The organism is Streptomyces sp. NPDC018610 (genome assembly GCF_044391765.1).
Lineage (GTDB): Bacteria > Actinomycetota > Actinomycetes > Streptomycetales > Streptomycetaceae > Streptomyces.
Genome location: NZ_JBISAL010000001.1, coordinates 1,012,906 through 1,034,670 on the forward strand (window position 1 = coordinate 1,012,906; position 21,765 = coordinate 1,034,670).

Consider the following 21,765-nt stretch of genomic DNA (forward strand, 5'->3'; position numbering starts at 1 on the left):
TGGCCACGTCTGACATCGGCCCGCCCGGGGAGCCTGCGACCTCACGGAACATATCCTGTGGCGCTCACTTCGAACAGTCGATCGGGTGATCAGTCCGCGCCCAGGTGCGTGGGCGCGAACATCCGCAGGACCGCCGGGAGGACGACCACCGACGGGCCGGGCCGGGCCAGGGCCTTCGCGAGGTCGGCCTCCAGGGTCTCGGGGCTGGTGCGGACGCCCGGGACGCCGAAGGACTCGGCGAGGGCGACGAAGTCCGGGCGGGTCAGCTCCGTCGCCGTCGCCTGTCCGAACGCGTCGGTCATGTACGCGCGCAGGATGCCGTAACCGCCGTCGTCGACGATCAGCCAGGTGACGTCCAGGTCGTGCTGGTGGGCCGTGGCCAGTTCGGCGATGGAGTACAGCGCGCCGCCGTCGCCGGAGACGGCCAGCACCGGGCGGGTCGGGTCCGCCACCGCCGCTCCCAGCGCGGCCGGGAAGGCGTAGCCGAGCCCGCCGGCGCCCTGGGCGGAGTGCATGGTGTTCGCGCCGCGCGGGTCGAAGGCCGACCACGCCCAATAGGAAAGAATCGTCATGTCCCAGAAGGACGGCGAGCCGGCGGGCAGGGCACGGCGCACGGACGCCAGCACGTCCTGCTCCAGGGCGAGTTCCTGGGCGGCGATCCGCTCGCGGACCCGCTCCAGCAACCGCCGTACGCGGTCCGGGGCGCCCTCGTCGGTGCGCGCGTCCACGGTCTCCAGCAGTGCCTGGAGGGCGAGCCGGGCGTCGGCGTGGATGCCGAGGGCCGGGTGGTTGGACTCCAGCTTGCCGAGGTCCGCCTCGATCTGGACGACCCGGCCGCGCGGCTCGAACGTGTGGTAGTTGGAGGAGAGTTCGCCGAGGCCCGAGCCGACGACCAGGAGGACGTCGGCGTCCTCCAGGAAGTCGGTGGTGTGCCGGTCCTCCAGCCAGGACTGGAGCGAGAGCGGGTGGGTCCAGGGGAAGGCGCCCTTGCCGCCGAAGGTGGTGACGACCGGGGCCTGGAGGCGTTCGGCGAGGGCCCGGAGCTTGCCGGAGGCGTCCGAGCGGACCACTCCCCCGCCCGCGACGATCGCCGGGCGGTCCGCCTTCGACAGCAGGTCGGCGGCGAGCGCGGTCAGCTCCGGGCGGGGCGGCAGTTCGTCGGGGGTGGCGTCCAGGGCCGTCACCACCGGCAGGCGGGCCTCGGCCAGCAGCACGTCCTGGGGGATCTCCACCCAGACGGGGCCGTGCGGGGCGGTGAGCGCCGACTTCCAGGCCTCCGCGATCGCGGACGGGATCTGCGACTGGGCGCGCACCGTGTGGACCGACTTCACCACGCCGCGGAAGGAGGCGGCCTGGTCGGGCAGTTCGTGCAGATAGCCGTGGCGGCCGCCGCCGAGCCCGGCGGTCGGGACCTGGCCGCTGATCGCGAGGACGGGCGCGGAGGCCGCGGCCGCCTCCTGGAGCGCGGCCAGGGAGGTGAGAGCGCCGGGGCCGGTGGACAGCAGCAGCGGCGCGGCCTCGCCGGTGACGCGGCCGTAGGCGTCGGCGGCGAAACCCGCGTTGTTCTCGACGCGCAGGCCGACGTAGGCGAGGCCGGAGCGGCGCAGGGCGTCGAACATGCCGAGGGCGTGCTGGCCGGGCAGGCCGAAGACGGTGGTGGCGCCGAGCCCGGCCAGGGTCTCCACGACCAGGTCTCCGCCGGTGCGGCCGGGGGGAGGACTGAGCGCTGCCTCCGTCTGGGCGGGCGTGGGGCGGAGCACCAGGTCGTGGTCGTGGGTCACTTCGCTTCGGCGTCCTTCCGGGCCGCGGCGATCTGACGGCTCATGATGGTGGTCAGTTCGTAGGCGGTGTGGGAGGCGGCCACCGAGGTGATCTCGGCGTGGTCGTACGCGGGGGCGACCTCGACGACGTCCGCCGACACCAGGTTGCAGGAGGCCAGGCCGCGCAGGATCTCCAGCAGCTCGCGGGAGGTCATGCCGCCCGCCTCGGGGGTGCCGGTGCCGGGGGCGTGGGCGGGGTCGAGGCAGTCGATGTCGATGGAGATGTACAGCGGGCGGTCCCCGATGCGCTGGCGCAGCTGGTCGGCGACCTCGTCGGCGCCGCGCCGGTAGACGTCGGCGGAGGTGACGATGCCGAAGCCCATCTTCTCGTCGTCGGTGAGGTCCTGCTTGCCGTAGAGGGGGCCGCGGGTGCCGACGTGGGAGAGGGCGGAGGTGTCGAGGATCCCCTCCTCGACGGCCCGGCGGAAGGGTGTGCCGTGGGTGTACTCGGCGCCGAAGTAGGTGTCCCAGGTGTCGAGGTGGGCGTCGAAGTGGAGCAGGGCGACGGGGCCGTGCTTCTTGGCGACCGAGCGCAGCAGGGGCAGGGCGATGGTGTGGTCGCCGCCGAGGGTCATCAGGCGGGCGCCGGTGTCCAGGAGGTCGTCGGCGGCGGCCTCGACGGTCTCCACGGCCTCGTTGATGTTGAACGGGTTCACGGCGATGTCGCCGCCGTCGGCGACCTGGGCGAGGGCGAACGGCGACGCGTCCTGCGCGGGGTTGTAGGGGCGCAGCAGCCGGGACGCCTCGCGGATGGCGTTGCCGCCGAAGCGGGCGCCGGGCCGGTAGGAGACGCCGGAGTCGAACGGGACGCCCACGACGGCGACGTCGGCGGTGCCGACCTCGTCGAGGCGGGGCAGCCGGGCGAAGGTCGCGGGGCCGGCGTAGCGCGGGATGCGGGAGGAGTCGACGGGGCCGCGGGGGGTCTCGTTGCCGCTCATGATGAAATGCCTTCTTTCCTGCGCTTCGTCGCGCATGTACTGCTTTCCGGTCGACTCTACTGGTGCGCCGGGACGGGCCCGGGGGCGTGTTCCGGGCCGGGTTCCGCGCTCGACCCTAGGTCGCCGTAGGGCGGCTGCGAAGTGTACGTTTCATCCATATCCATGGGACGGAACGGAGGAAACGCACACCGTGCCGAAGAAGCGGCCACCGACCGCCCCGGCAGACCCCGCGGCCCCCGGTGCCCCGGTCGCCCCCGTCGCCCCGGCGGTCTCGGAGCTCCCGGCTGCCACCGACCCCCCAGTCGCCTCGGAAGTCCCGGCTGCCTCGAAAGGCCCAGCTGCCTCGCAGACCCCAGCTGCCTCGGAAGGCCCCATTGCTCTGGAAACCCCGGCAGCCCCGGAGCCCCCGGCCACCCAGCCGCCTAGCCTGATCTCCCCGGCGGCCCCTGTCACCCCCGCCGTCTCCCCCGCCCCCGCCGTCCCGCCCACGCCACCGGTCCCGCTGTCGGCGCTCCTGGCCCGCGAGGACCTGGCGCTGCGGCAGATCGCCGGGCCGTGCGGCCCCGAGGTGGTGATCCACTGGGCGCACACCTCGGAGATGGCCGACCCCTACCCGTACCTGCTCGGCGGCGAGCTGTTGCTGACGGCGGGCGTGCACGTCCCGGACCCGGGCGGCGCGCGGGCCGGCTTCGACGCGTACGTGTCCCGGATCGCCGCCGCGGGCGGCGCGGCGCTGGGCTTCGGCGTGGCGCCGGTGCACGACACGGTGCCGCCGGGCCTGGTGGCGGCCTGCGACGCGCACGGCCTGCCGCTGCTGGAAGTGCCGCCGCAGACCACCTTCGCCGCCGTCGCCCGCGCGGTGTGGCAGCTGATGGCGCAGGCCCGGCTGGCCGAACTGCGCCGGGTCACCGAGGCCCAGCAGAGCCTGGCCGCCGCGGCCTCGCGCCCCGACGCGGTGCCGGCGGTGCTGCGCCGGCTGGCCCGGCGGACGGCGGGCCGGGCGGTGCTGTACGGGCCCGACGGCACACCGATCGCCGCGGTCGGCCGTGACCCGGGTCCCCGGGTCGGGCAGGCCCTGGCGGCCCTCGCCGGCGTGGTGCGGCCCAAGGACCCGGCGGTGTCCGCGCCCGACGGGGAGGCCGGCCCGTCCGCCGCCGCCGCGCGGCCCGCCGCCGCCCGTCCCGTCCCCTCCTCCGCCACCGACACCGTGGCCGGGTGCCGTCTCGCCGCCTACGCCCTCGGCGCCGGGCGCGGCTTCGTGCTCGCCGTCGCCTCCGCGCACCGTGAGCCCGGCGACCACACGATCGTCTCGGTGGCCGCCGTCCTGCTCTCCCTGCTGACCGGTGAGCACCACGGCGGCGCCGACGCGGCCCGCTCCTCCGCGCTGGTACGGCTGCTGCTGGGCGCCCCGCCCGAGGAGGCGGCGCCGCTGCTCGGCGGCGGGAGGCGGGTCGTCGTGCACGCCCGGCCGAGCGCGCGGGCCGCCGACGCCGTGACCGCCTCCGCGCTCGGCGCGGCCCTCGGCTCCGAGCTGGTGGACCTCGCCGACGGGGTCGTACGGGTGCTGGTGCCGGCGGAGCGCGAACCGGCCCCGCAGGCCGGCTGGACCCTCGGCGTGAGCGAGGCCGCGGAACCGGCGGACTGGCCGGCCGCCGACGCCCAGGCGGCCCGCGCCCTGGCCCGCGCCCTGGCCACCCGCACCGCCCTCGTGCGGCACGGCGCGCCCGGGGCCCGCGCGGCCCTGACCGACCTGCTCCCGCGCGACGAGGCCGACGCGCACGCCCGCGCGCTGCTGGCCCCCCTCGCCGGGGCCCCGGCGCTCACCGAGACCCTGCGCGCCTGGCTGTCCCTGCACGGCGGCTGGGACCGCACCGCGGTCGCCCTGGGCGTGCACCGCAACACCGTCCGCCAGCGCGTCGCCCGCTGCGCCGCCCTCCTCGGCGCCGACCTGGACGACCCGGACGTACGCATGGAGCTGTGGTTCGCGCTGCGGCGGAGCTGACCGGCACGGGGCCGGTACGGAGACCTCCGCAGGACTGGTGCGGGGCCGGTGCGGAGACCTCCGCAGGGCTGGTACAGGGCCGGTGCGCGGGCCGGTGCGGGTCGACGCGGAGGCCGGTACGGGCCTGGGCGGAGCCGGTCCGGCACAGGTCGCGGGCGTGACCCGCGTCCCAGCGGGCAGAACGCCGGCGACGGATACGGATCACTGCATCACAATGGGTGGCATGCCGATACCCGGGACACCCAGCCGCGCCGAACTCGTCGACCACCTCGTCAGGACCCGTATCGCCGGGGACGTCGCCACGCCTCGCGAGAACAACCTCTCCCACTACCGCAAACTGGCGAACGGCGACCGCAACTTCTGGCTGGGCCTGGAACTCGGCGACCGGTGGAGCGACGAGCAGGACGTGCTCGCGGTGATGGCCGAGCGGGTCGGCGTCAACGACGACCCGGAGTACCGCCACGGCCAGGACACCATCGATCCCGATCTGACCGTGGACGGCCTGGAGCGGATGGCGGGCCGGCTGCGCAAGGCGGCCGACGGCGGGCAGCGTGTGCTGTTCGCGACCGGCCACCCCGGCGGCCTGCTCGACGTGCACCGCGCCACGGCCGCCGCGCTGCGCGCCGCCGGCTGCGAGATCGTGGTCATCCCGGACGGGCTGCAGACGGACGAGGGGTACGTCATGCAGTTCGCGGACGTGGCGGTGCTGGAGCACGGGGCCACGCTGTGGCACACCCACTCCGGGGAGCCGATGCGGGCCATCCTGACCGGTCTGGACGCGGCGGGCCGGCCGCTGCCCGACCTGGTCGTCGCCGACCACGGCTGGGCGGGCTGCGCGGGGCAGCTCGGCGTGGACTCCGTCGGGTACGCCGACTGCAACGACCCGGCGCTCTTCCTCGCCGAGGCCGAGGGGACCCTCCAGGTGGCGGTCCCGCTCGACGACCACGTGGTCAGCCCCCGGTACTACGACCCGATGACGGCGTACCTGCTGGACCGGGCCGGACTGGCCTGAGCCGCGCGGGCTCCCCGGGCCGTCACGGCCACGGGTCGAGCCTCACGCACGCCACCCGAAACCCTTGATCAGGGACGGGTCCGGGTCCAGGTCCGGACCCGGACGGAGACCGGCGGCGGCGAGGATCACCGTGAAGGTGTTCTCGCCGCCGCCGGTCTCCGTCCGTCCGCGCCGTGTCCCGGGCGCGGTGCGCCGTGCCCCTCAGCCTTGCCGGGGGACGCGGACCACGCCCTCCTGGATCACCGAGACGGCCAGCCGGCCGTCCTGTGTGTGGATGCGGGCCTGCCCGAGGCCCCGGCCGCCGTGCGCGGAGGGCGACTCCTGGTCGTACAGGAGCCATTCGTCGGCGCGGAAGGGCCGGTGGAACCACATGGCGTGGTCCAGCGAGGCCCCGACGACGTCCCCGACGGCCCAGCCGCCGCGCCCGTGGGCGAGGAGCACCGAGTCGAGCAGGGTCATGTCGGAGACGTAGGTGGCCAGGACGACGTGCAGGAGCGGGTCGTCGTCGAGCTTGCCGTTGGTGCGGAACCACACCTGCGAGTGCGGCTCGCGCGGCTCGCCGAACCTGCCGTACGGCGGCTCGTCGACGTAGCGCAGGTCGACGGCCTCGCGGGTCTCCAGGAAGCGCTCGACGACCTCGGGGGGCAGGTGGTCGTAGGAGCGCAGCCGTTCGACGGAGGTGGGCAGGGTCTCCGGGTCCGGCGCGGGCGGCATCGGCGCCTGATGGTCCAGGCCCTCCTCGTACGTCTGGAAGGACGCGGAGAGGTGGAAGATCGGCTGCCCGTGCTGGACGGCGACGACCCGGCGGGTGGTGAAGGAGCGGCCGTCGCGGATGCGGTCCACGGTGTAGACGATGGGCGCGCCGGGGTCGCCGGGCCGCAGGAAGTACGCGTGCAGCGAGTGCGCGTGCCGGTCCTCAGGAACCGTGCGCCCGGCGGCGACCATCGCCTGCGCGGCGACCTGGCCGCCGAAGACGCGGGGCACGACGGCGGAGCGGGACCGGCCGCGGAAGATGTCCCGCTCGATCCGCTCCAGGTCGAGCAGATCGAGCAGGGACTCCAGTGCCGTGCTCACGGGTCCTACAGGCCCATGTTCTTGGCGATGATCGTCTTCATGATCTCGCTGGTGCCGCCGTAGATGCGGTTGACGCGGTTGTCGGCGTACAGGCGGGCGATCGGGTACTCGTTCATGTAGCCGTAGCCGCCGTGCAGCTGGAGGCAGCGGTCGATGACGCGGTGGGCGACCTCGGTGCAGAACAGCTTGGCGGAGGCGGCCTCGGCCGGGGTCAGCTCGCCGGCGTCCAGGGCCTCGGTGGCGCGGTCGGCGACGGCCTCGGCGGCGTCCACCTCGGCCTGGCAGGCGGCCAGCTCGAACTTGGTGTTCTGGAAGTGGGCGACCGGCTTGCCGAAGACGGTGCGGTCCTGGACGTAATTCTTGGCGAACCGGACGGCGGCCTTGGCCTGCGCGTAGGCGCCGAAGGCGATGCCCCAGCGCTCGGAGGCCAGGTTGTGGCCGAGGTAGGAGAAGCCCTTGTTCTCCTCGCCGAGCAGGTCCTCGACCGGGACCTTGACGTCCACGAAGGCCAGTTCGGCGGTGTCGGAGGTGCGCAGGCCCAGCTTGTCCAGCTTGCGGCCGACGGAGTAGCCCTCGGACTTGGTGTCCACGGCGAACAGCGAGATGCCGAAGCGGCGGTCCTCGGCGGTCGGGGCGGAGGTCCGGGCGCAGACGATGACCTTGTCGGCGTGCACGCCGCCGGTGATGAAGGTCTTGGCGCCGTTGAGGACGTAGTGGGTGCCGTCCTCGGAGAGCTTGGCCGTGGTCTTCATGCCCGCGAGGTCGGAGCCGGTGCCCGGCTCGGTCATCGCGATGGCCCACATCTCCTCGCCGGTGACGAACTTCGGCAGGTACCGCTTCTTCTGCTCGTCGGTGGCCAGCATCTTGATGTACGGCAGGGCGAGCAGCACGTGCACGCCCGAGCCGCCGAACTGGACGCCCGCGCGGGCGGTCTCCTCGTAGAGGACGGCCTCGAACTTGTGGCTGTCCATCCCGGCGCCGCCGAACTCCTCGGGGACGTTGATCCCGAAGATGCCCAGCTCGCCCAGCTTGTAGTAGAAGTCGCGCGGGGCCTGGCCGGCGGCGAACCACTCGTCGTACACCGGTACGACCTCGGCCTCGATGAAGGCGCGAAGGGTCTCCCGGAACGCCTCGTGATCCTCGTTGAACACCGTACGGCGCACGCCGCCACCTCCACGTACCTCGGCCTGTCTAAGCGCTTGCTCATACAAACGTACCGGCGGGTAGGGCGAGCGGTAAAGAGGTGGGGCAGTAACCCTCGTCACGCGGGCGGGAGCGGGCCTTCGGGGCTGCCGGCGCACAGCGGCCCGCGCCAGTCGCGCCGCGGGCTGCGCCTCCTGGGAGCCGCGCGACCAGTGGACCCTGCCCGACTGCGTCATCCTCTGCGGCACCCGAGTGGACCGACACCCCCGACGCCCCCGCGAACGCCCGCGGCGCACGGCGGGGCGCGGAGCGGCGAGGGCGAGGGCGAAGCCCAGCCCTCACCAGGGGCGCGGGGAACTGCGCGCTCAGCCACGACGCACCCGCACCCGCCCAGGCGCACGCCCCCGTCGCCCCCACGCGCCCCTCAGCCCGCTACAGGCGACTCCGCCGAGGCGAAGGCGCCCCGGGCCATCCGGTGCAGCAGCTCCGCCGTGGCTCCCCGTCCGGGCAGGACCCCCCGCCGCCCCAGGTGCGGGGTCGAGTTCAGCAGCCCGAACACCGAGTGCACGGCGGACCGCGCCGCGGGCTCGCTCAGCGCGGGGTGCACCTCGCGCACCACCCCCACCCACAGCTCCACGTACTGCCGCTGCAGCTGCCGCACGAGCTTGCGGTCGCTGTCCCGCAGGCGGTCCAGCTCGCGGTCGTGCAAGGTGATGAGGGGCCGGTCGTCGAGCGCGAAGTCGATGTGCCCCTCGATGAACGAGTCGAGGACCGCCTCGGGCCCGGCCACCGCGTCGGCCTCCGCCAGGCGCCGCTTCGCTCCGGTCAGCAGCCGGCCGCTGATGCCGACCAGCAGCTCCGCGAGCATCGCGTCCTTGCCCGGGAAGTGCCGGTACAGGCCGGGTCCGCTGATGCCCACCGCGGCGCCTATCTCGTCGACGCCGACGCCGTGGAACCCGCGTTCGGCGAACAGTCGTGCGGCTTCCTTGAGGATCTGCTCGCGGCGGGTGGGGGCGTCGGTTCGCGTGGCCATGAGAACAATTCTAGACAGCGACGTTAGCGCTCGTTAACCTGAAGGGGATGGGTTAACGCTCATTAACAAGTGGACCACGTCGACCACCGGGTGAGGGGACCACAGGAATGCACGAGGCACCGGAGCTGACGAGCGCGGCAGACCCCGCGTCGGAGGCCTGGCGGGCCAACGAACAGGCACACCGGGAGCTCGCCGAGGAGCTGCGCGGCAAGCTCGCCGCCGCCCGCCTCGGCGGCGGCGAGCGGGCGCGGGCGCGGCACACCGCGCGCGGCAAGCTGCTGCCGCGCGACCGGGTGGACGCACTGCTCGATCCTGGCTCGCCGTTCCTGGAGCTGGCCCCGCTGGCCGCCGACGGGATGTACGACGGGCAGGCCCCGGCCGCCGGGGTGATCGCGGGCATCGGCCGGGTCAGCGGCCGGGAGTGCGTGATCGTCGCCAACGACGCCACCGTCAAGGGCGGCACGTACTATCCGATGACCGTCAAGAAGCACCTGCGGGCCCAGGAGGTGGCGCTGGAGAACCGGCTGCCGTGCCTGTACCTGGTGGACTCCGGCGGCGCGTTCCTGCCGATGCAGGACGAGGTCTTCCCCGACCGGGAGCACTTCGGGCGGATCTTCTACAACCAGGCGCGCATGTCCGGCGCGGGCATCCCGCAGATCGCCGCGGTGCTCGGCTCCTGCACGGCCGGCGGGGCGTACGTCCCGGCGATGAGCGACGAGGCCGTGATCGTCCGCAACCAGGGCACGATCTTCCTGGGCGGCCCGCCGCTGGTGAAGGCGGCCACGGGCGAGGTCGTCACGGCGGAGGAGCTGGGCGGCGGCGAGGTGCACTCGAAGACCTCCGGCGTCACCGACCACCTCGCCGAGGACGACGCGCACGCCCTGCGCATCGTGCGGAACATCGTCGCCACGCTGCCCGCGCGCGGGCCGCTGCCCTGGGAGGTCACCGCCCCGGCCGAGCCGAAGGTCGACCCGTTCGGGCTGTACGGCGCGGTGCCGGTCGACTCCCGCACCCCCTACGACGTGCGCGAGATCATCGCGCGCGTGGTGGACGGCTCGCGGTTCGCCGAGTTCAAGGCCGAGTTCGGGCAGACCCTGGTCACCGGCTTCGCCCGCATCCACGGCCATCCGGTCGGGATCATCGGCAACAACGGCATCCTGTTCTCCGAATCGGCCCAGAAGGGCGCGCACTTCATCGAGCTGTGCGACCAGCGCGGCATCCCGCTGCTGTTCCTCCAGAACATCTCCGGGTTCATGGTGGGCCGGGACTACGAGGCGGGCGGCATCGCCAAGCACGGCGCGAAGATGGTCACCGCCGTCGCCTGCACCCGGGTGCCCAAGCTGACGGTCGTCGTCGGCGGCTCCTACGGCGCGGGCAACTACTCCATGTGCGGCCGGGCCTACTCGCCCCGCTTCCTGTGGATGTGGCCGAACGCCAAGATCTCCGTGATGGGCGGCGAGCAGGCCGCCTCGGTGCTCGCCACCGTCAAGCGGGACCAGCTCGAAGCGCGCGGCGAGCAGTGGCCCGCGGAGGACGAGGAGTCCTTCAAGGCGCCGGTCCGCGCCCAGTACGAGCGCCAGGGCAGCGCCTACTACGCCACCGCCCGGCTGTGGGACGACGGTGTGATCGACCCGCTGGAGACCCGCCAGGTGCTGGGCCTGGCCCTGACCGCGTGCGCCAACGCTCCGCTGGGCGACCCCCAGTTCGGCGTCTTCCGGATGTGAGGGGGTCCTCGTGACGATGTTCGAGACAGTACTGGTGGCCAACCGGGGCGAGATCGCCGTCCGGGTGATCCGCACCCTGCGCGCCCTGGGCGTGCGCTCGGTGGCGGTCTTCTCCGACGCCGACGCCGACGCCCGGCACGTGCGGGAGGCCGACACGGCGGTGCGGATCGGTCCGCCGCCCGCGGCCGAGAGCTATCTGTCGGTGGAGCGGCTGCTGGAGGCCGCCGCCCTGACCGGCGCCCAGGCCGTCCACCCGGGGTACGGCTTCCTCGCGGAGAACGCCGACTTCGCGCGTGCCTGCGAGGCGGCCGGGCTGGTCTTCATCGGCCCGGCCGCCGACGCGATCTCCCTGATGGGCGACAAGATCCGGGCGAAGGAGACCGTGCGGGCGGCCGGGGTGCCGGTCGTGCCCGGCTCCAGCGGCTCCGGGCTGAGCGACGAGCAGCTCGCCGAGGCGGCGCGCGGGATCGGCATGCCGGTGCTGCTGAAGCCGTCGGCGGGCGGCGGCGGCAAGGGCATGCGCCTGGTGCGCGACGCGGAGCTGCTGGCCGAGGAGATCGCCGCCGCGCGCCGGGAGGCCCGCGCCTCCTTCGGCGACGACACGCTCCTGGTGGAGCGCTGGGTGGACACCCCGCGCCACATCGAGATCCAGGTCCTGGCCGACGGCCACGGCAACGTGATCCACCTCGGTGAGCGCGAGTGCTCCCTGCAGCGCCGCCACCAGAAGATCATCGAGGAGGCGCCCAGCGTCCTGCTCGACGAGGCGACGCGCGCCGCGATGGGCGAGGCGGCGGTCCAGGCGGCCCGCTCCTGCGGTTACCGGGGCGCGGGCACGGTGGAGTTCATCGTCCCCGGCGGCACCGAGCCGGCCGGGGGGACGCCCCCCGGATCCTCGGTGTCCTCGTTCTACTTCATGGAGATGAACACCCGCCTCCAGGTGGAGCACCCGGTCACCGAGCTGGTCACGGGCCTGGACCTGGTGGAGTGGCAGCTGCGGGTCGCGGCCGGCGAGCACCTGCCCTTCGTCCAGGACGACATCACGCTCACCGGGCACGCGGTGGAGGCCCGGCTGTGCGCGGAGATCCCCGCGCGCGGCTTCCTGCCCTCCGGCGGCACGGTGCTCAGGCTGCGCGAGCCGCAGGGCGACGGCGTGCGCACCGACTCGGGACTGAGCGAGGGCACCGAGGTCGGCAGCCTGTACGACCCGATGCTGTCCAAGGTGATCGCGTACGGCCCCGACCGCGCCACCGCGCTCAGGAAGCTGCGCGCTGCCCTGGCCCAGACGGTCACCCTGGGCGTGCAGACCAACGCCGCCTTCCTGCGCCGGCTGCTGGCCCATCCGGCGGTGGCGGCGGGCGAGCTGGACACCGGTCTGGTGGAGCGGGTGGTGGACGAGCTGGTCTCCACGGACGTCCCCGAGGAGGTCTACGAGGCCGCCGCCGCCGTACGCCTGGACGCGCTGCGGCCCGAGGCCGACGGGGCCGGCTGGACGGACCCGTTCTCCGTGCCGAGCGGCTGGCGCCTGGGCGGCGAGCCGCAGCCGGCCGCCTTCCACCTGCGGGTGGGCGACCCGGTCCGGTACGTCCCGCGCGGCGCGCACACCGTCACCGAGGACACGGTCTCGGTCACCCTGGACGGGGTGCGGCACACCTTCCACCGTGCCGCCGACTGGCTGGGCCGTGACGGCGACGCCTGGCAGGTGCGCGACCACGACCCGGTCGCCGCCTCCCTCACCCGGGCGGCCCACGCGGGCGCCGACTCGCTCACCGCCCCGATGCCGGGCACGGTGACGGTGGTGAAGGTGGCCGTCGGCGACGAGGTCACCGCGGGCCAGAGCCTGCTGGTGGTCGAGGCGATGAAGATGGAGCACGTCATCTCCGCCCCGCACGCCGGCACCGTCACCGAACTGGACGTCTCACCGGGCACGACGGTCGCCATGGACCAGGTCCTCGCGGTCATCGCGCCGCACGACGACGAGGAAGGGACGGTGGGAGGATGAGCGCGGACACGTCGCCCACGGCCGACGCGCTGCCCATGGCGGTGCCCGCCCCGGGCCTGCCCGCGCGGGTCAGGATCCACGAGGTGGGACCGCGCGACGGCCTGCAGAACGAGCAGTCGACCGTGCCGACCGAGGTGAAGGCGGAGTTCATCCGCCGCCTCGCCGACGCCGGCCTGACGACGATCGAGGCGACCAGCTTCGTCCACCCGAAGTGGGTGCCCCAGCTGGCCGACGCCGAGCAGCTGTTCCCGCTGGTCGCCGACCTTCCGGTGGACCTGCCGGTGCTGGCGCCCAACGAACGCGGCCTCCAGCGGGCGCTGTCGCTGGGCGCGTCCCGGATCGCCGTGTTCGCCAGCGCCACCGAGTCCTTCGCCAAGGCCAACCTGAACCGGACGGTGGACGAGGCGCTGGCCATGTTCGAGCCGGTGGTGGCGGGCGCGAAGGATTCCGGCGCCCATGTGCGCGGTTATCTGTCGATGTGCTTCGGCGACCCCTGGGAGGGCGCCGTCCCGGTCCACCAGGTGGTGCGGGTGTGCCGGGCGCTGCTGGACATGGGCTGCGACGAGCTGAGCCTCGGCGACACGATCGGCGTGGCCACCCCGGGCCACGTCCTGGAACTGCTCTCCGCGCTGAACGAGCAGCGGGTGCCCACCGCCGCGCTCGGCGTGCACTTCCACGACACCTACGGCCAGGCCCTCGCCAACACCCTGGCCGCGCTCCAGCACGGCGTCACCACCGTCGACGCCTCCGCAGGCGGCCTCGGCGGCTGCCCGTACGCCAAGTCCGCCACCGGCAACCTCGCCACCGAAGACCTCGTGTGGATGCTGCGGGGCCTCGGCATCGACACCGGAGTCGACCTCGGCCGCCTCACCGCCACGAGCGAGTGGATGGCCGGACGGCTGGGCCGGCCCAGTCCCTCCCGCACCCTGCGTGCCCTCTCCCACAAGGAGCAGTGATGAACCACCGCCTCACCCCCGAGCTGGAGGAACTCCGCCGCACGGTGGAGGAGTTCGCGCACGACGTCGTGGCGCCGAAGATCGGCGACTTCTACGAGCGGCACGAGTTCCCGTACGAGATCGTGCGGGAGATGGGCCGGATGGGCCTGTTCGGGCTGCCGTTCCCGGAGGAGTACGGCGGCATGGGCGGCGACTACCTCGCGCTCGGCATCGCGCTGGAGGAACTGGCCCGGGTGGACTCGTCCGTGGCCATCACCCTGGAGGCGGGCGTCTCGCTGGGCGCCATGCCGGTCCATCTGTTCGGCACCGAGGAGCAGAAGCGCCAGTGGCTGCCGAAGCTGTGCTCGGGCGAGATCCTGGGCGCCTTCGGCCTGACCGAGCCGGACGGCGGCTCCGACGCGGGCGCCACCCGCACCACGGCCCGCCTCGATCCGGACACCGACGAATGGGTGATCAACGGCACGAAGTGCTTCATCACCAACTCGGGCACGGACATCACCGGACTGGTGACGGTCACGGCGGTCACCGGCCGCAAGAGCGACGGCCGGCCGCTGATCTCCTCGATCATCGTCCCCTCCGGGACGCCCGGCTTCACGGTGGCGCCCGCCTACTCCAAGGTCGGCTGGAACGCCTCGGACACCCGTGAGCTTTCCTTCCAGGACGTGCGGGTGCCCGCCGCCAACCTGCTGGGCGAACAGGGCCGCGGCTACGCGCAGTTCCTGCGGATCCTGGACGAGGGGCGCATCGCGATCGCGGCGCTGGCCACCGGCCTCGCGCAGGGCTGCGTGGACGAGTCGGTGAAGTACGCCAAGGAGCGGCATGCCTTCGGCAAGCCGATCGGCGCCAACCAGGCGATCCAGTTCAAGATCGCCGACATGGAGATGAGGGCGCACACCTCCCGGCTGGCCTGGCGGGACGCGGCCTACCGGCTGGTGGCGGGCGAGCCGTTCAAGAAGGAGGCCGCGCTGGCGAAGCTGTACTCGTCGACGATCGCCGTGGACAACGCCCGCGACGCCACGCAGATCCACGGCGGTTACGGCTTCATGAACGAGTACCCGGTGGCCCGCATGTGGCGCGACTCCAAGATCCTGGAGATCGGCGAGGGCACCAGCGAGGTGCAGCGGATGCTGATCGCCCGGGAACTGGGCCTGGTGAGCTGAGCGCTCCCTCCCCGTGGGGCGGCGGACCCTCCGGTCCGCCGCCCCACGCGTGCGCGCCGCACTTGACACTCGCTCAAGGAAACCTGATTGCAGTCCAGTTGAGGCCCGTGTTAAGTTCCCGTCCGAAACCGATCACTTGTTCTGGCCGGCCGACTGACCCTCGGCACCGGACGGGATCGGACGGGGAAGTACGGGGGATGGACCACACCGTGACCGGCACACCGGCGAACCGGTGCGCGCCTTTCGCGCGCCACTGATTCGGCCGGCGCGGCCTTCGCGTCCGCATCCTGGCCACGCGGCTCTCCGCGTGCCGCAGGGACGGTCCGGCGTGTCCTCTTCCCCCGCGCTACATACGACAATGGGGGTATCTCGTGCGTATACGCACCATGCTGACCGTCGCCGCCACCGGCTCTCTGGCGCTGGCCGGCCTGTCCGCCGCGCCGTCGATGGCGGCCGACGACCCGACTCCCGTCACCGGTGTCGTGACGGGGGTCCTCAGCCCCGAGGAGGAGACGGCCGTCGAGACGGCGCCGGGCTCCACCGGGACCGTGGACATGTTCTACAAGGGGGAGAAGGTCGACCCCGCCTCGGACTGGAGCGGCGCGAACGTCTGCGTCGAGGTGTCCGAGGACGGCACCATGCAGTGCTTCGACAACGACACCGAGTCCAACGAGTACCTCGCCACCCACGCGCCCACCGCGGCGGCCCGGGCCGGCGCCGAGCAGGCCCTGACCAACGCCCGGCAGGGGAAGACGGCGGTGGCGGCCGCCAGCGGTTACTCGGCCTGCCCGAACTCCTACGTCTGCCTGTGGCAGGACGCCAACTTCTCCGGCCGGCGCCTGCAGTGGCCGACCTACTCCGAGGCCAAGACGCGCCATCTCGACCAGTACTCGCCGTCCTTCCGCGACAAGGCCAGCTCCGCCTACGTGAACCGGCCGCAGCGCGGTGTCGAGCTGTACGACTTCCGCACGGGCATGCCCGACCCCCACCTCTTCCTGGGCGCGGGCTACAGCCTCTACTCGAACTTCAAGAACATCAGCTACACCTACGGCGGCAGCTGGAACGACAAGGCCGACGCCATCAAGTTCTGACCGCTCAAGCCCTGACAGCTGAAACCAGCCGTACCGGCACCCCGTTCGCGGGGTGCCGGTACGGTGGTTTTCCCGTCTCACCCGAGTCACCCGTTGGAGACCCCCGTGAAGCGCACCCCCCACATGGCCGTCGTCCTCGCCCTCGGCGCCGTTCTCGCCGGCACGGTCGTCGGCTGTTCCACCAAGGAGGCCGCGAAGCCCGACGCGGTCGGGGTCGTGGACAAACTGCCCGACGACACGGACAAGGCGCAGTCGAAGAAGAACGCCGCGGAGTTCCGGTCCTGGGTGAAGACGCACGGAACCGCCGAGCAGAAGGCCGCCGCCCCACGCGTCGACCGGATCCTCGGCGAGTGGAACGACGAGACCGGCAACGCCTACATCGCCACCGACATCAACGGCGGGAAGACGCCGGTGGCCGACCCGCAGGCGGCCGCCGCCGCGATCGCCCAGGCCTTCGCGTCCTGGAAGGACTCGAAGCAGGGCTACGAGTCGGTCTACGACGTCTTCGGCAACGCCCTCCTCACGAACCAGAAGTTCTAGGGGCCTGCCTGGGTCCGCTGCCCTGTGAGCCAGGATCGACGAAGGTTAGGCTAACCTACGTTCGAACCTGTCCGGCGGGCGCTCCCGCCCTGTCCGAAAGCAGCACGCCCATGCCCAAGCCCCGCATCCCCCACCTGTCCCGTCGCGGCATCCTCGCCGCGGGCGGCGCCATCGGCCTCGGCTCGGCACTCGCCGCCTGCGGCGACGGGGACAAGAAGGACGGCGGGGCGGACGGCGGCAAGGGCACGGCGGCGAAGTCCGGTCCCTGGTCCTTCAAGGACGACCGCGGGCAGACGGCCAAGGCCGACAAGGTCCCCTCGGACATCGTCGCCTTCGTCGGCGTCGCCGCCGCGCTGTACGACTACGGCGTCCAGGCCAAGGGCGTCTTCGGCCCCACCACGACCAAGGACGGCAAGGCCGACGTCCAGGCCGGCGACATGGACGTCAGCAAGGTCACGGTCCTCGGCAACGAGTGGGGCCAGTTCAACATCGAGAAGTACGCGGCCCTCGCCCCGGACCTGCTGATCTCCACGATGTTCGACGACGCGGGCACCCTCTGGTACGTCCCGGAGGAGTCGAAGAAGAAGATCCTCGCCGTGGGCGCCCCCTCCGTCGGCATCTCCGTCTACGACCGTCAGCTGACCCAGCCCCTGGAGCGCATGCTCGCGCTGGCCAAGTCCCTCGGCGCGGACGTGAGCACCGACGAGGTCAAACAGGCCAAGAAGCGCTTCGAGGACGCCGCCGCCCGGCTGCGCGCCGCCGCCAAGGCCAAGCCGGGCATCAAGGTGATGGCCGGTTCCGCCAGCCAGGACCTCTTCTACGTCTCCGGTTCCAACCTCTCCATCGACCTGGAGTACTTCAAGGCCCTCGGCGTGAACCTCGTCGAGCCGCCGGAGCAGGCCAAGGCCAAGGGCGGCGGCTGGTACGAGTCGCTGAGCTGGGAGAACGTCGACAAGTACGCGGCGGACATCATCATGATGGACAACCGCACCTCGGCCATCCAGCCCGCCGGCATCACCCAGGGCACCTGGAAGAAGCTCCCCGCGGTCAAGGCGGAGCAGGTCATCTCCCGCAACCCCGAGCCGATCCTGTCCTACGACAAGTGCGCCCCGCTGCTGGAGGACCTCGCCAAAACCATCGAGACGGCCAGGAAAGTCTCCTGACCCCGGCACAGAACGCGCCCCGACCTGCCGTCAGGGACGGATCCGGAAGTCCGGGCGGTCCGTGAGGACGGCGCCCGCACCTCCGGGAACGGGCGAGCGCCCCGGAGTACGGTCCTCCGGGGCGCCCTCCGTCGTACTCCGGTCAGCTGCTCGGCCAGGGCACCTGAGGTGAGCGGTAGTAGCCGATCCCCAGGGCGTCCCAGCGGGGAGCCTGCGCGGCCAGCCGCACCTTGTAGGCGTCCCAGTCGTGCGTGGCCGCGGGTGACCAGCCGAGTTCGGCGGCGCCGGGCAGCCTCGGGAAGGCCATGGTGTCGAGCTGGGCGGAGGTGGAGAGGGTCTCGCTCCACAGCGGGGCCTCCACGCCCCGGACGGCGGACGCGGGCGCGCCCGGCAGATAGGTCGCCGGGTCCCAGTCGTAGGACCGTCGCACCTCGACGTATCCGGCCCAGGACAGGCCCAGCGGGGTGTCCTTGGTGTACTTCATGTCCAGGTAGACCCGGTCGGCCGGGGACAGGATCAGCCCGGTGCCGTTCCGCGCGGCCGCCGCGACCTGCTCCTTCTCGGCGGCGCTGGTGGAGTCCAGACCCCAGTACTGGGCGAGGGCGCCCTTGACCGGGGTGGCGCCGGTCAGCTGGTGCCAGCCGATGACCGTCTTGCCGTACTTGGCGACGATCGGCTGCACCCGGTTCATGAACGTCGTGTAGTCCTCGTGGCTGGTGGAGTGCGCCTCGTCACCGCCGATGTGCAGATAGCGGCCGGGGGTGAGGGCGGCCAGCTCGCGGACCACGTCGTCGACGAAGTCGTAGGTGACCTCCTTGCCCGCGCACAGGGAGCTGAAGCCCACACTGGTGCCGGTGTAGAGCGGGGGCGCGACGCCGTCGCAGTTCAGGTCGGCGTAGGAGGCCAGGGCCGCGTTGGTGTGGCCCGGCATGTCGATCTCGGGGACGACCTCCAGGTAGCGGGAGGCGGCGTAGCGGACGATCTCCTGGTAGTCGGCCTTGGTGTAGTGACCGCCGGCGCCGCCGCCGACCTGGGTGGAGCCGCCGTAGGACGAAAGGCGCGGCCAGGAGTCGATCGCGATGCGCCAGCCCTGGTCGTCGCTGAGGTGCAGGTGCAGTTCGTTCACCTTGTACAGGGCGAGTTCGTCGATGTAGCGCTCGACCTGGGCGACGGTGAAGAAGTGCCGGGAGACGTCGAGCATGGCGCCCCGGTAGGCGTAGCGCGGGCGGTCGGTGACCGTGCCCCCGGCGACGGTCCAGGGGCCGGGCTGGACGGACTTCTTCTCGACGGCGGCAGGCAGCAGCTGACGCAGGGTCTGCACGCCGTGGAAGAGGCCGGCCGGCTTCAGGGCGGTGATCGTCACTCCGGCGGGACCGCTGTCCAGGCGGTAGCCCTCGGCGCCGAACGGCCCCTCGGCCAGACGCAGTCGGATGCCGGCGCCGGCGTGCGTGGTCAACGGGAGCCGGTAGCCGGTCGAGGGACGGAGGACGTCGGCGAGGTACTGGCCGACCGCGCGCACCTTCGGCGAGTCGTCGACGCGGATGCGGGCGCCGGGCGTGAGGCGGTACGGGGCCGCGCCGGCCCGTACGGAGACGGGGGCGGGGATCACCTGGTCGAGCGGGGTGGCGGCGGTTGCGGCGGCGACCTCGGCGGTCGCCCGGTCGGCGGGGGCGGCGCCCACGGCGCAGGCGCCGGCCGCGGAGACGAGCAGCAGCGCGCCGAGGGCGCGGGCCGCGCGGGCCGGACGCGGAGCGCGCGCAGGGCGCGGGCCGGGGGGCTCGGGCTGGTCGACGGGTTCGGGGTTCGTGCGGGGAGTCGTGCTGTGGTGCCTTCTCACATGCGCTCCCTCTACGTTCGGACGGGGACCGGGGGCCTGGTGCACGGCCCGAGGCTATTGACCACTCTCCCGCAGGAGCGGGCGAACAGTCCCTCCCCCGGCGAAATCATCCGGAAGGACGGCACGGCGGGAAAGGGCGCCCCGCGAAGGACGGTCCGGAGAAGGGCGGCACGGAGAAGGACGGTCCGGCCGGGGACGGCACGGAGAAGGGCGGTCCTCGGCGGCGGGCGAGGACCGCCCCGGAGTGCGGCGGGCCGTGCGGCGGCGGGCGCTACTTCGCCCGGCGGGCCACCGTGAAGTGGTCGACCTGCTCGCCGGTCTCGGCGATGCCGCGGACCGTCAGCGTGGCGTACCGGCCGCGCGCGGCGGGGGTGACGTCCACGCGCAGGAAGGAGTAGTCGAGGTAGCGCACGCGCGACCAGGCGACGGTCTCCTTCTGCTGGGCGCCGTCCTTGAGGCAGACGAAGGAGGACACGGACTCGATGTCCTTCTCGTGGCCCTCGTAGGACTGGTCGGCGCTGAAGGCGTACAGGCTCCGGCCGGCCGCGCCCGCGGTGACGTAGACGACGCCGTCGGTCTCGGGGTAGGCGGTGCCGCCGATGGGCAGCTTCTTGGCGACCCGGTCGCCCTTGAGGACGTCGGTGCGCTCGTAGACGTGGTTGTGGCCGTTGATGACCAGGTCCACGGTGTACTTCTCGAACAGCGGCACCCACTCCTGGCGCACGCCCCCCTCCGAGGCGTGCGCGGTGGAGGTGCAGTAGGCGCAGTGGTGGAAGAAGACGACCACGAAGTCGACGTCCTTGGAGGCGCGGAACCTCTTCAGCTGGGCTTCCAGCCACTTGGTCTGCGTGCCGCCCGAGATACCCAGGTTGGCGGGGATCTCGAAGGATATGTCGTTGGCGTCGAGCGAGATGACCGCGGTGTTGCCGTAGACGAAGGAGTAGACGCCGGGCAGGTTCTTGCGGTCGGGTCCGTTGTCCGGGAGGGTCCAGCGGGCCTCCTCGCCGCCGTAGCCGTTGGGCGAGTACCAGGCCTCCATGTCGTGGTTGCCGTAGGAGACCATCCACGGGACCTGCTTGGCGACGGACTCGGTCTGGTACAGGAACTGGTCCCAGACCCGCGAGTCGAAGCCGGTGTCGCTCACCTTGCCCTGGCCGGCCGGGTCGCCGTAGGCGATGTCGCCGGCGTGCAGGTGGAAGGCGGGGTCCTGGCCGAGGATCAGGGCGTCGTTGGCCAGGCCGTGGTAGCTGACGCCCTGGTCGCCGAAGGCGGTGAAGGTGAACGGCTCCTTGTGCGCCGGCGCGGTGGTGAAGGTGCCCAGGGTGCCCAGCAGGTGGCGCTCGGCCGGGTCGAAGCCCTGGTGGCCGACGCCGTAGTAATAGGTCGTGCCGGGGCGCAGGTTGGTGAGCTTGGCGTGCACGTAGTACTGGGTGCGGTCGCCGCTCGCGCCGACGCCGGCCGGGGTGTAGAGGGTGCGGACCTCGGCGGGGATCTTGCGGGACAGGTCCCAGGGGCGGGCGCCGACGCGGATGAACGGCTTCTTGACGGCGACCGGGACCTGCCAGGAGACGGTGATCTCGGTGCGCGGGTCGTTGCCGTAGGCGAGGTGGCGGCCGAACGGGGCGACGAGCGCGCCGTCGACGGTCTCCGTGGAGGCGGCGGGGACGGTGCGCTGGGTGGGGACGGCGGCCTGGGCGGAGGTGCCCGTCACGAACGCGCCACCGGCGACCGCGCCCAGGGTGACCGCGCCGCCTCTCATCATCGTGCGCCGCGAGAACTTGGAGCGCAGGTATTCGTGCTGCTCGGCCATGCTCATGCGTGCGGCCAGCTGCTCGGGAACGCCCATGCGTGGAATGTCCATGGCGTCTGAAAATGGTGCACCGGCGCGACGGGACGCGGGCCGCCGGGTGGACAGCGTGCGAACAGGAGTTCACAAGAGCCCCAACAGGCCCTTGCCCGAAATCGGGCAAGATTCTTGCGAAAGCGTCGCCGGTACCCCAGGATCTACCGGGTGCACGACGAACTTGTTGATCATCTGACGCGGTCCACGCCCCTGAGCCGGGGCGAGGCGCTGCGGGTGGTCCAGGACGTGCTCGCCTACTTCGACGAGACGACCGAGGAGTTCGTCCGTCGCCGCCACCGCGAACTGCAGGCCCAGGGCCTGGTGAACGCGGAGATCTTCGAACGGATCGGGGCGGACCTGAAGTACCGCGCGGTGGCGCCGCCGGAGCTCTCGCTCAGGCAGCTGCGCCGCATCGTCTACGGCTGAGTCC

General features: G+C 72.7%; 17 protein-coding genes. 10 read left to right on the top strand and 7 right to left on the bottom strand.

Going from position 1 to position 21,765, the window contains the following annotated elements; all coding sequences use genetic code 11:
• Positions 1-89: 89 nt before the first annotated feature.
• Both ACH5A8_RS04425 and speB read right to left on the bottom strand, forming a co-directional pair.
• On the bottom strand, positions 90-1,781 hold the full coding sequence (locus ACH5A8_RS04425; protein ID WP_398997803.1) for a thiamine pyrophosphate-binding protein: 1,692 nt from the start codon (positions 1,779-1,781) through the stop codon (positions 90-92).
• Positions 1,778-2,758 carry an agmatinase gene (speB, locus tag ACH5A8_RS04430; protein WP_396318794.1) on the bottom strand — a complete coding sequence of 327 codons (981 nt, stop codon included), beginning with the start codon at positions 2,756-2,758 and terminating at the stop codon, positions 1,778-1,780. Before speB ends, ACH5A8_RS04425 begins: the two co-directional genes overlap by 4 nt.
• Before the next feature lie 430 nt (positions 2,759-3,188).
• On the opposite strand from speB, the gene ACH5A8_RS04435 reads away from it, so the two are divergent.
• Both ACH5A8_RS04435 and ACH5A8_RS04440 read left to right on the top strand, forming a co-directional pair.
• Positions 3,189-4,760 (top strand): PucR family transcriptional regulator ligand-binding domain-containing protein, encoded by a 1,572-nt coding sequence (locus ACH5A8_RS04435; protein WP_398998265.1) that lies wholly within the window; start codon positions 3,189-3,191, stop codon positions 4,758-4,760.
• 223 nt (positions 4,761-4,983) lie between these two features.
• Positions 4,984-5,772 carry a phosphatase gene (locus ACH5A8_RS04440; RefSeq protein ID WP_398997806.1) on the top strand — a complete coding sequence of 263 codons (789 nt, stop codon included), beginning with the start codon at positions 4,984-4,986 and terminating at the stop codon, positions 5,770-5,772.
• Between the two features lie 201 nt (positions 5,773-5,973).
• Here the strand turns inward: ACH5A8_RS04440 and tesB are convergent, their stop codons facing one another.
• The 3 genes from tesB to ACH5A8_RS04455 form a co-directional block, all read right to left on the bottom strand.
• Entirely contained in the window at positions 5,974-6,846 is an 873-nt protein-coding gene (tesB, locus tag ACH5A8_RS04445; RefSeq protein WP_398997808.1) for an acyl-CoA thioesterase II, read from the bottom strand.
• 5 nt (positions 6,847-6,851) lie between these two features.
• Positions 6,852-8,009, bottom strand: a complete 1,158-nt coding sequence (locus tag ACH5A8_RS04450) for an acyl-CoA dehydrogenase family protein (protein ID WP_398997810.1) — start codon at positions 8,007-8,009, stop codon at positions 6,852-6,854.
• 404 nt (positions 8,010-8,413) lie between these two features.
• Positions 8,414-9,022, bottom strand: coding sequence for a TetR/AcrR family transcriptional regulator (locus tag ACH5A8_RS04455; RefSeq protein WP_398997812.1), 609 nt, complete (start codon positions 9,020-9,022; stop codon positions 8,414-8,416).
• Between the two features lie 107 nt (positions 9,023-9,129).
• On the opposite strand from ACH5A8_RS04455, the gene ACH5A8_RS04460 reads away from it, so the two are divergent.
• The 7 genes from ACH5A8_RS04460 (at position 9,130) to ACH5A8_RS04490 (ending at position 17,655) form a co-directional block, all read left to right on the top strand.
• Complete coding sequence (locus tag ACH5A8_RS04460; RefSeq protein ID WP_398997814.1) at positions 9,130-10,746, top strand: carboxyl transferase domain-containing protein; 1,617 nt, start codon at positions 9,130-9,132, stop codon at positions 10,744-10,746.
• Positions 10,747-10,762: 16 nt separating this feature from the next.
• Positions 10,763-12,745 (top strand): biotin carboxylase N-terminal domain-containing protein, encoded by a 1,983-nt coding sequence (locus tag ACH5A8_RS04465; protein WP_398998267.1) that lies wholly within the window; start codon positions 10,763-10,765, stop codon positions 12,743-12,745.
• Entirely contained in the window at positions 12,742-13,701 is a 960-nt protein-coding gene (locus ACH5A8_RS04470; protein ID WP_398997816.1) for a hydroxymethylglutaryl-CoA lyase, read from the top strand. Before ACH5A8_RS04465 ends, ACH5A8_RS04470 begins: the two co-directional genes overlap by 4 nt.
• Positions 13,701-14,861, top strand: coding sequence for an acyl-CoA dehydrogenase family protein (locus tag ACH5A8_RS04475; RefSeq protein ID WP_398997820.1), 1,161 nt, complete (start codon positions 13,701-13,703; stop codon positions 14,859-14,861). The genes ACH5A8_RS04470 and ACH5A8_RS04475 overlap by 1 nt, the downstream gene beginning before the upstream one ends.
• Positions 14,862-15,232: 371 nt before the next feature.
• On the top strand, positions 15,233-15,952 hold the full coding sequence (locus ACH5A8_RS04480; RefSeq protein ID WP_398997822.1) for a peptidase inhibitor family I36 protein: 720 nt from the start codon (positions 15,233-15,235) through the stop codon (positions 15,950-15,952).
• 105 nt (positions 15,953-16,057) lie between these two features.
• Positions 16,058-16,492, top strand: a complete 435-nt coding sequence (locus ACH5A8_RS04485; RefSeq protein ID WP_398997824.1) for a hypothetical protein — start codon at positions 16,058-16,060, stop codon at positions 16,490-16,492.
• 110 nt (positions 16,493-16,602) lie between these two features.
• The gene (locus ACH5A8_RS04490) at positions 16,603-17,655 is read left to right on the top strand and encodes an ABC transporter substrate-binding protein (protein ID WP_398997826.1); all 1,053 of its coding nucleotides are present in this window, start codon (positions 16,603-16,605) and stop codon (positions 17,653-17,655) included.
• Between the two features lie 142 nt (positions 17,656-17,797).
• Here the strand turns inward: ACH5A8_RS04490 and ACH5A8_RS04495 are convergent, their stop codons facing one another.
• Together ACH5A8_RS04495 and ACH5A8_RS04500 are read right to left on the bottom strand one after the other, a co-directional pair.
• Positions 17,798-19,366 carry a beta-N-acetylhexosaminidase gene (locus ACH5A8_RS04495; protein WP_398998270.1) on the bottom strand — a complete coding sequence of 523 codons (1,569 nt, stop codon included), beginning with the start codon at positions 19,364-19,366 and terminating at the stop codon, positions 17,798-17,800.
• 397 nt (positions 19,367-19,763) lie between these two features.
• Positions 19,764-21,338, bottom strand: coding sequence for a purple acid phosphatase family protein (locus ACH5A8_RS04500; RefSeq protein WP_398998272.1), 1,575 nt, complete (start codon positions 21,336-21,338; stop codon positions 19,764-19,766).
• 165 nt (positions 21,339-21,503) lie between these two features.
• Here ACH5A8_RS04500 and ACH5A8_RS04505 point away from each other — a divergent pair, with 165 nt between their 5' ends.
• Positions 21,504-21,761, top strand: coding sequence for a hypothetical protein (locus tag ACH5A8_RS04505; protein WP_190178386.1), 258 nt, complete (start codon positions 21,504-21,506; stop codon positions 21,759-21,761).
• The last annotated feature ends 4 nt before the right edge of the window (positions 21,762-21,765 follow it).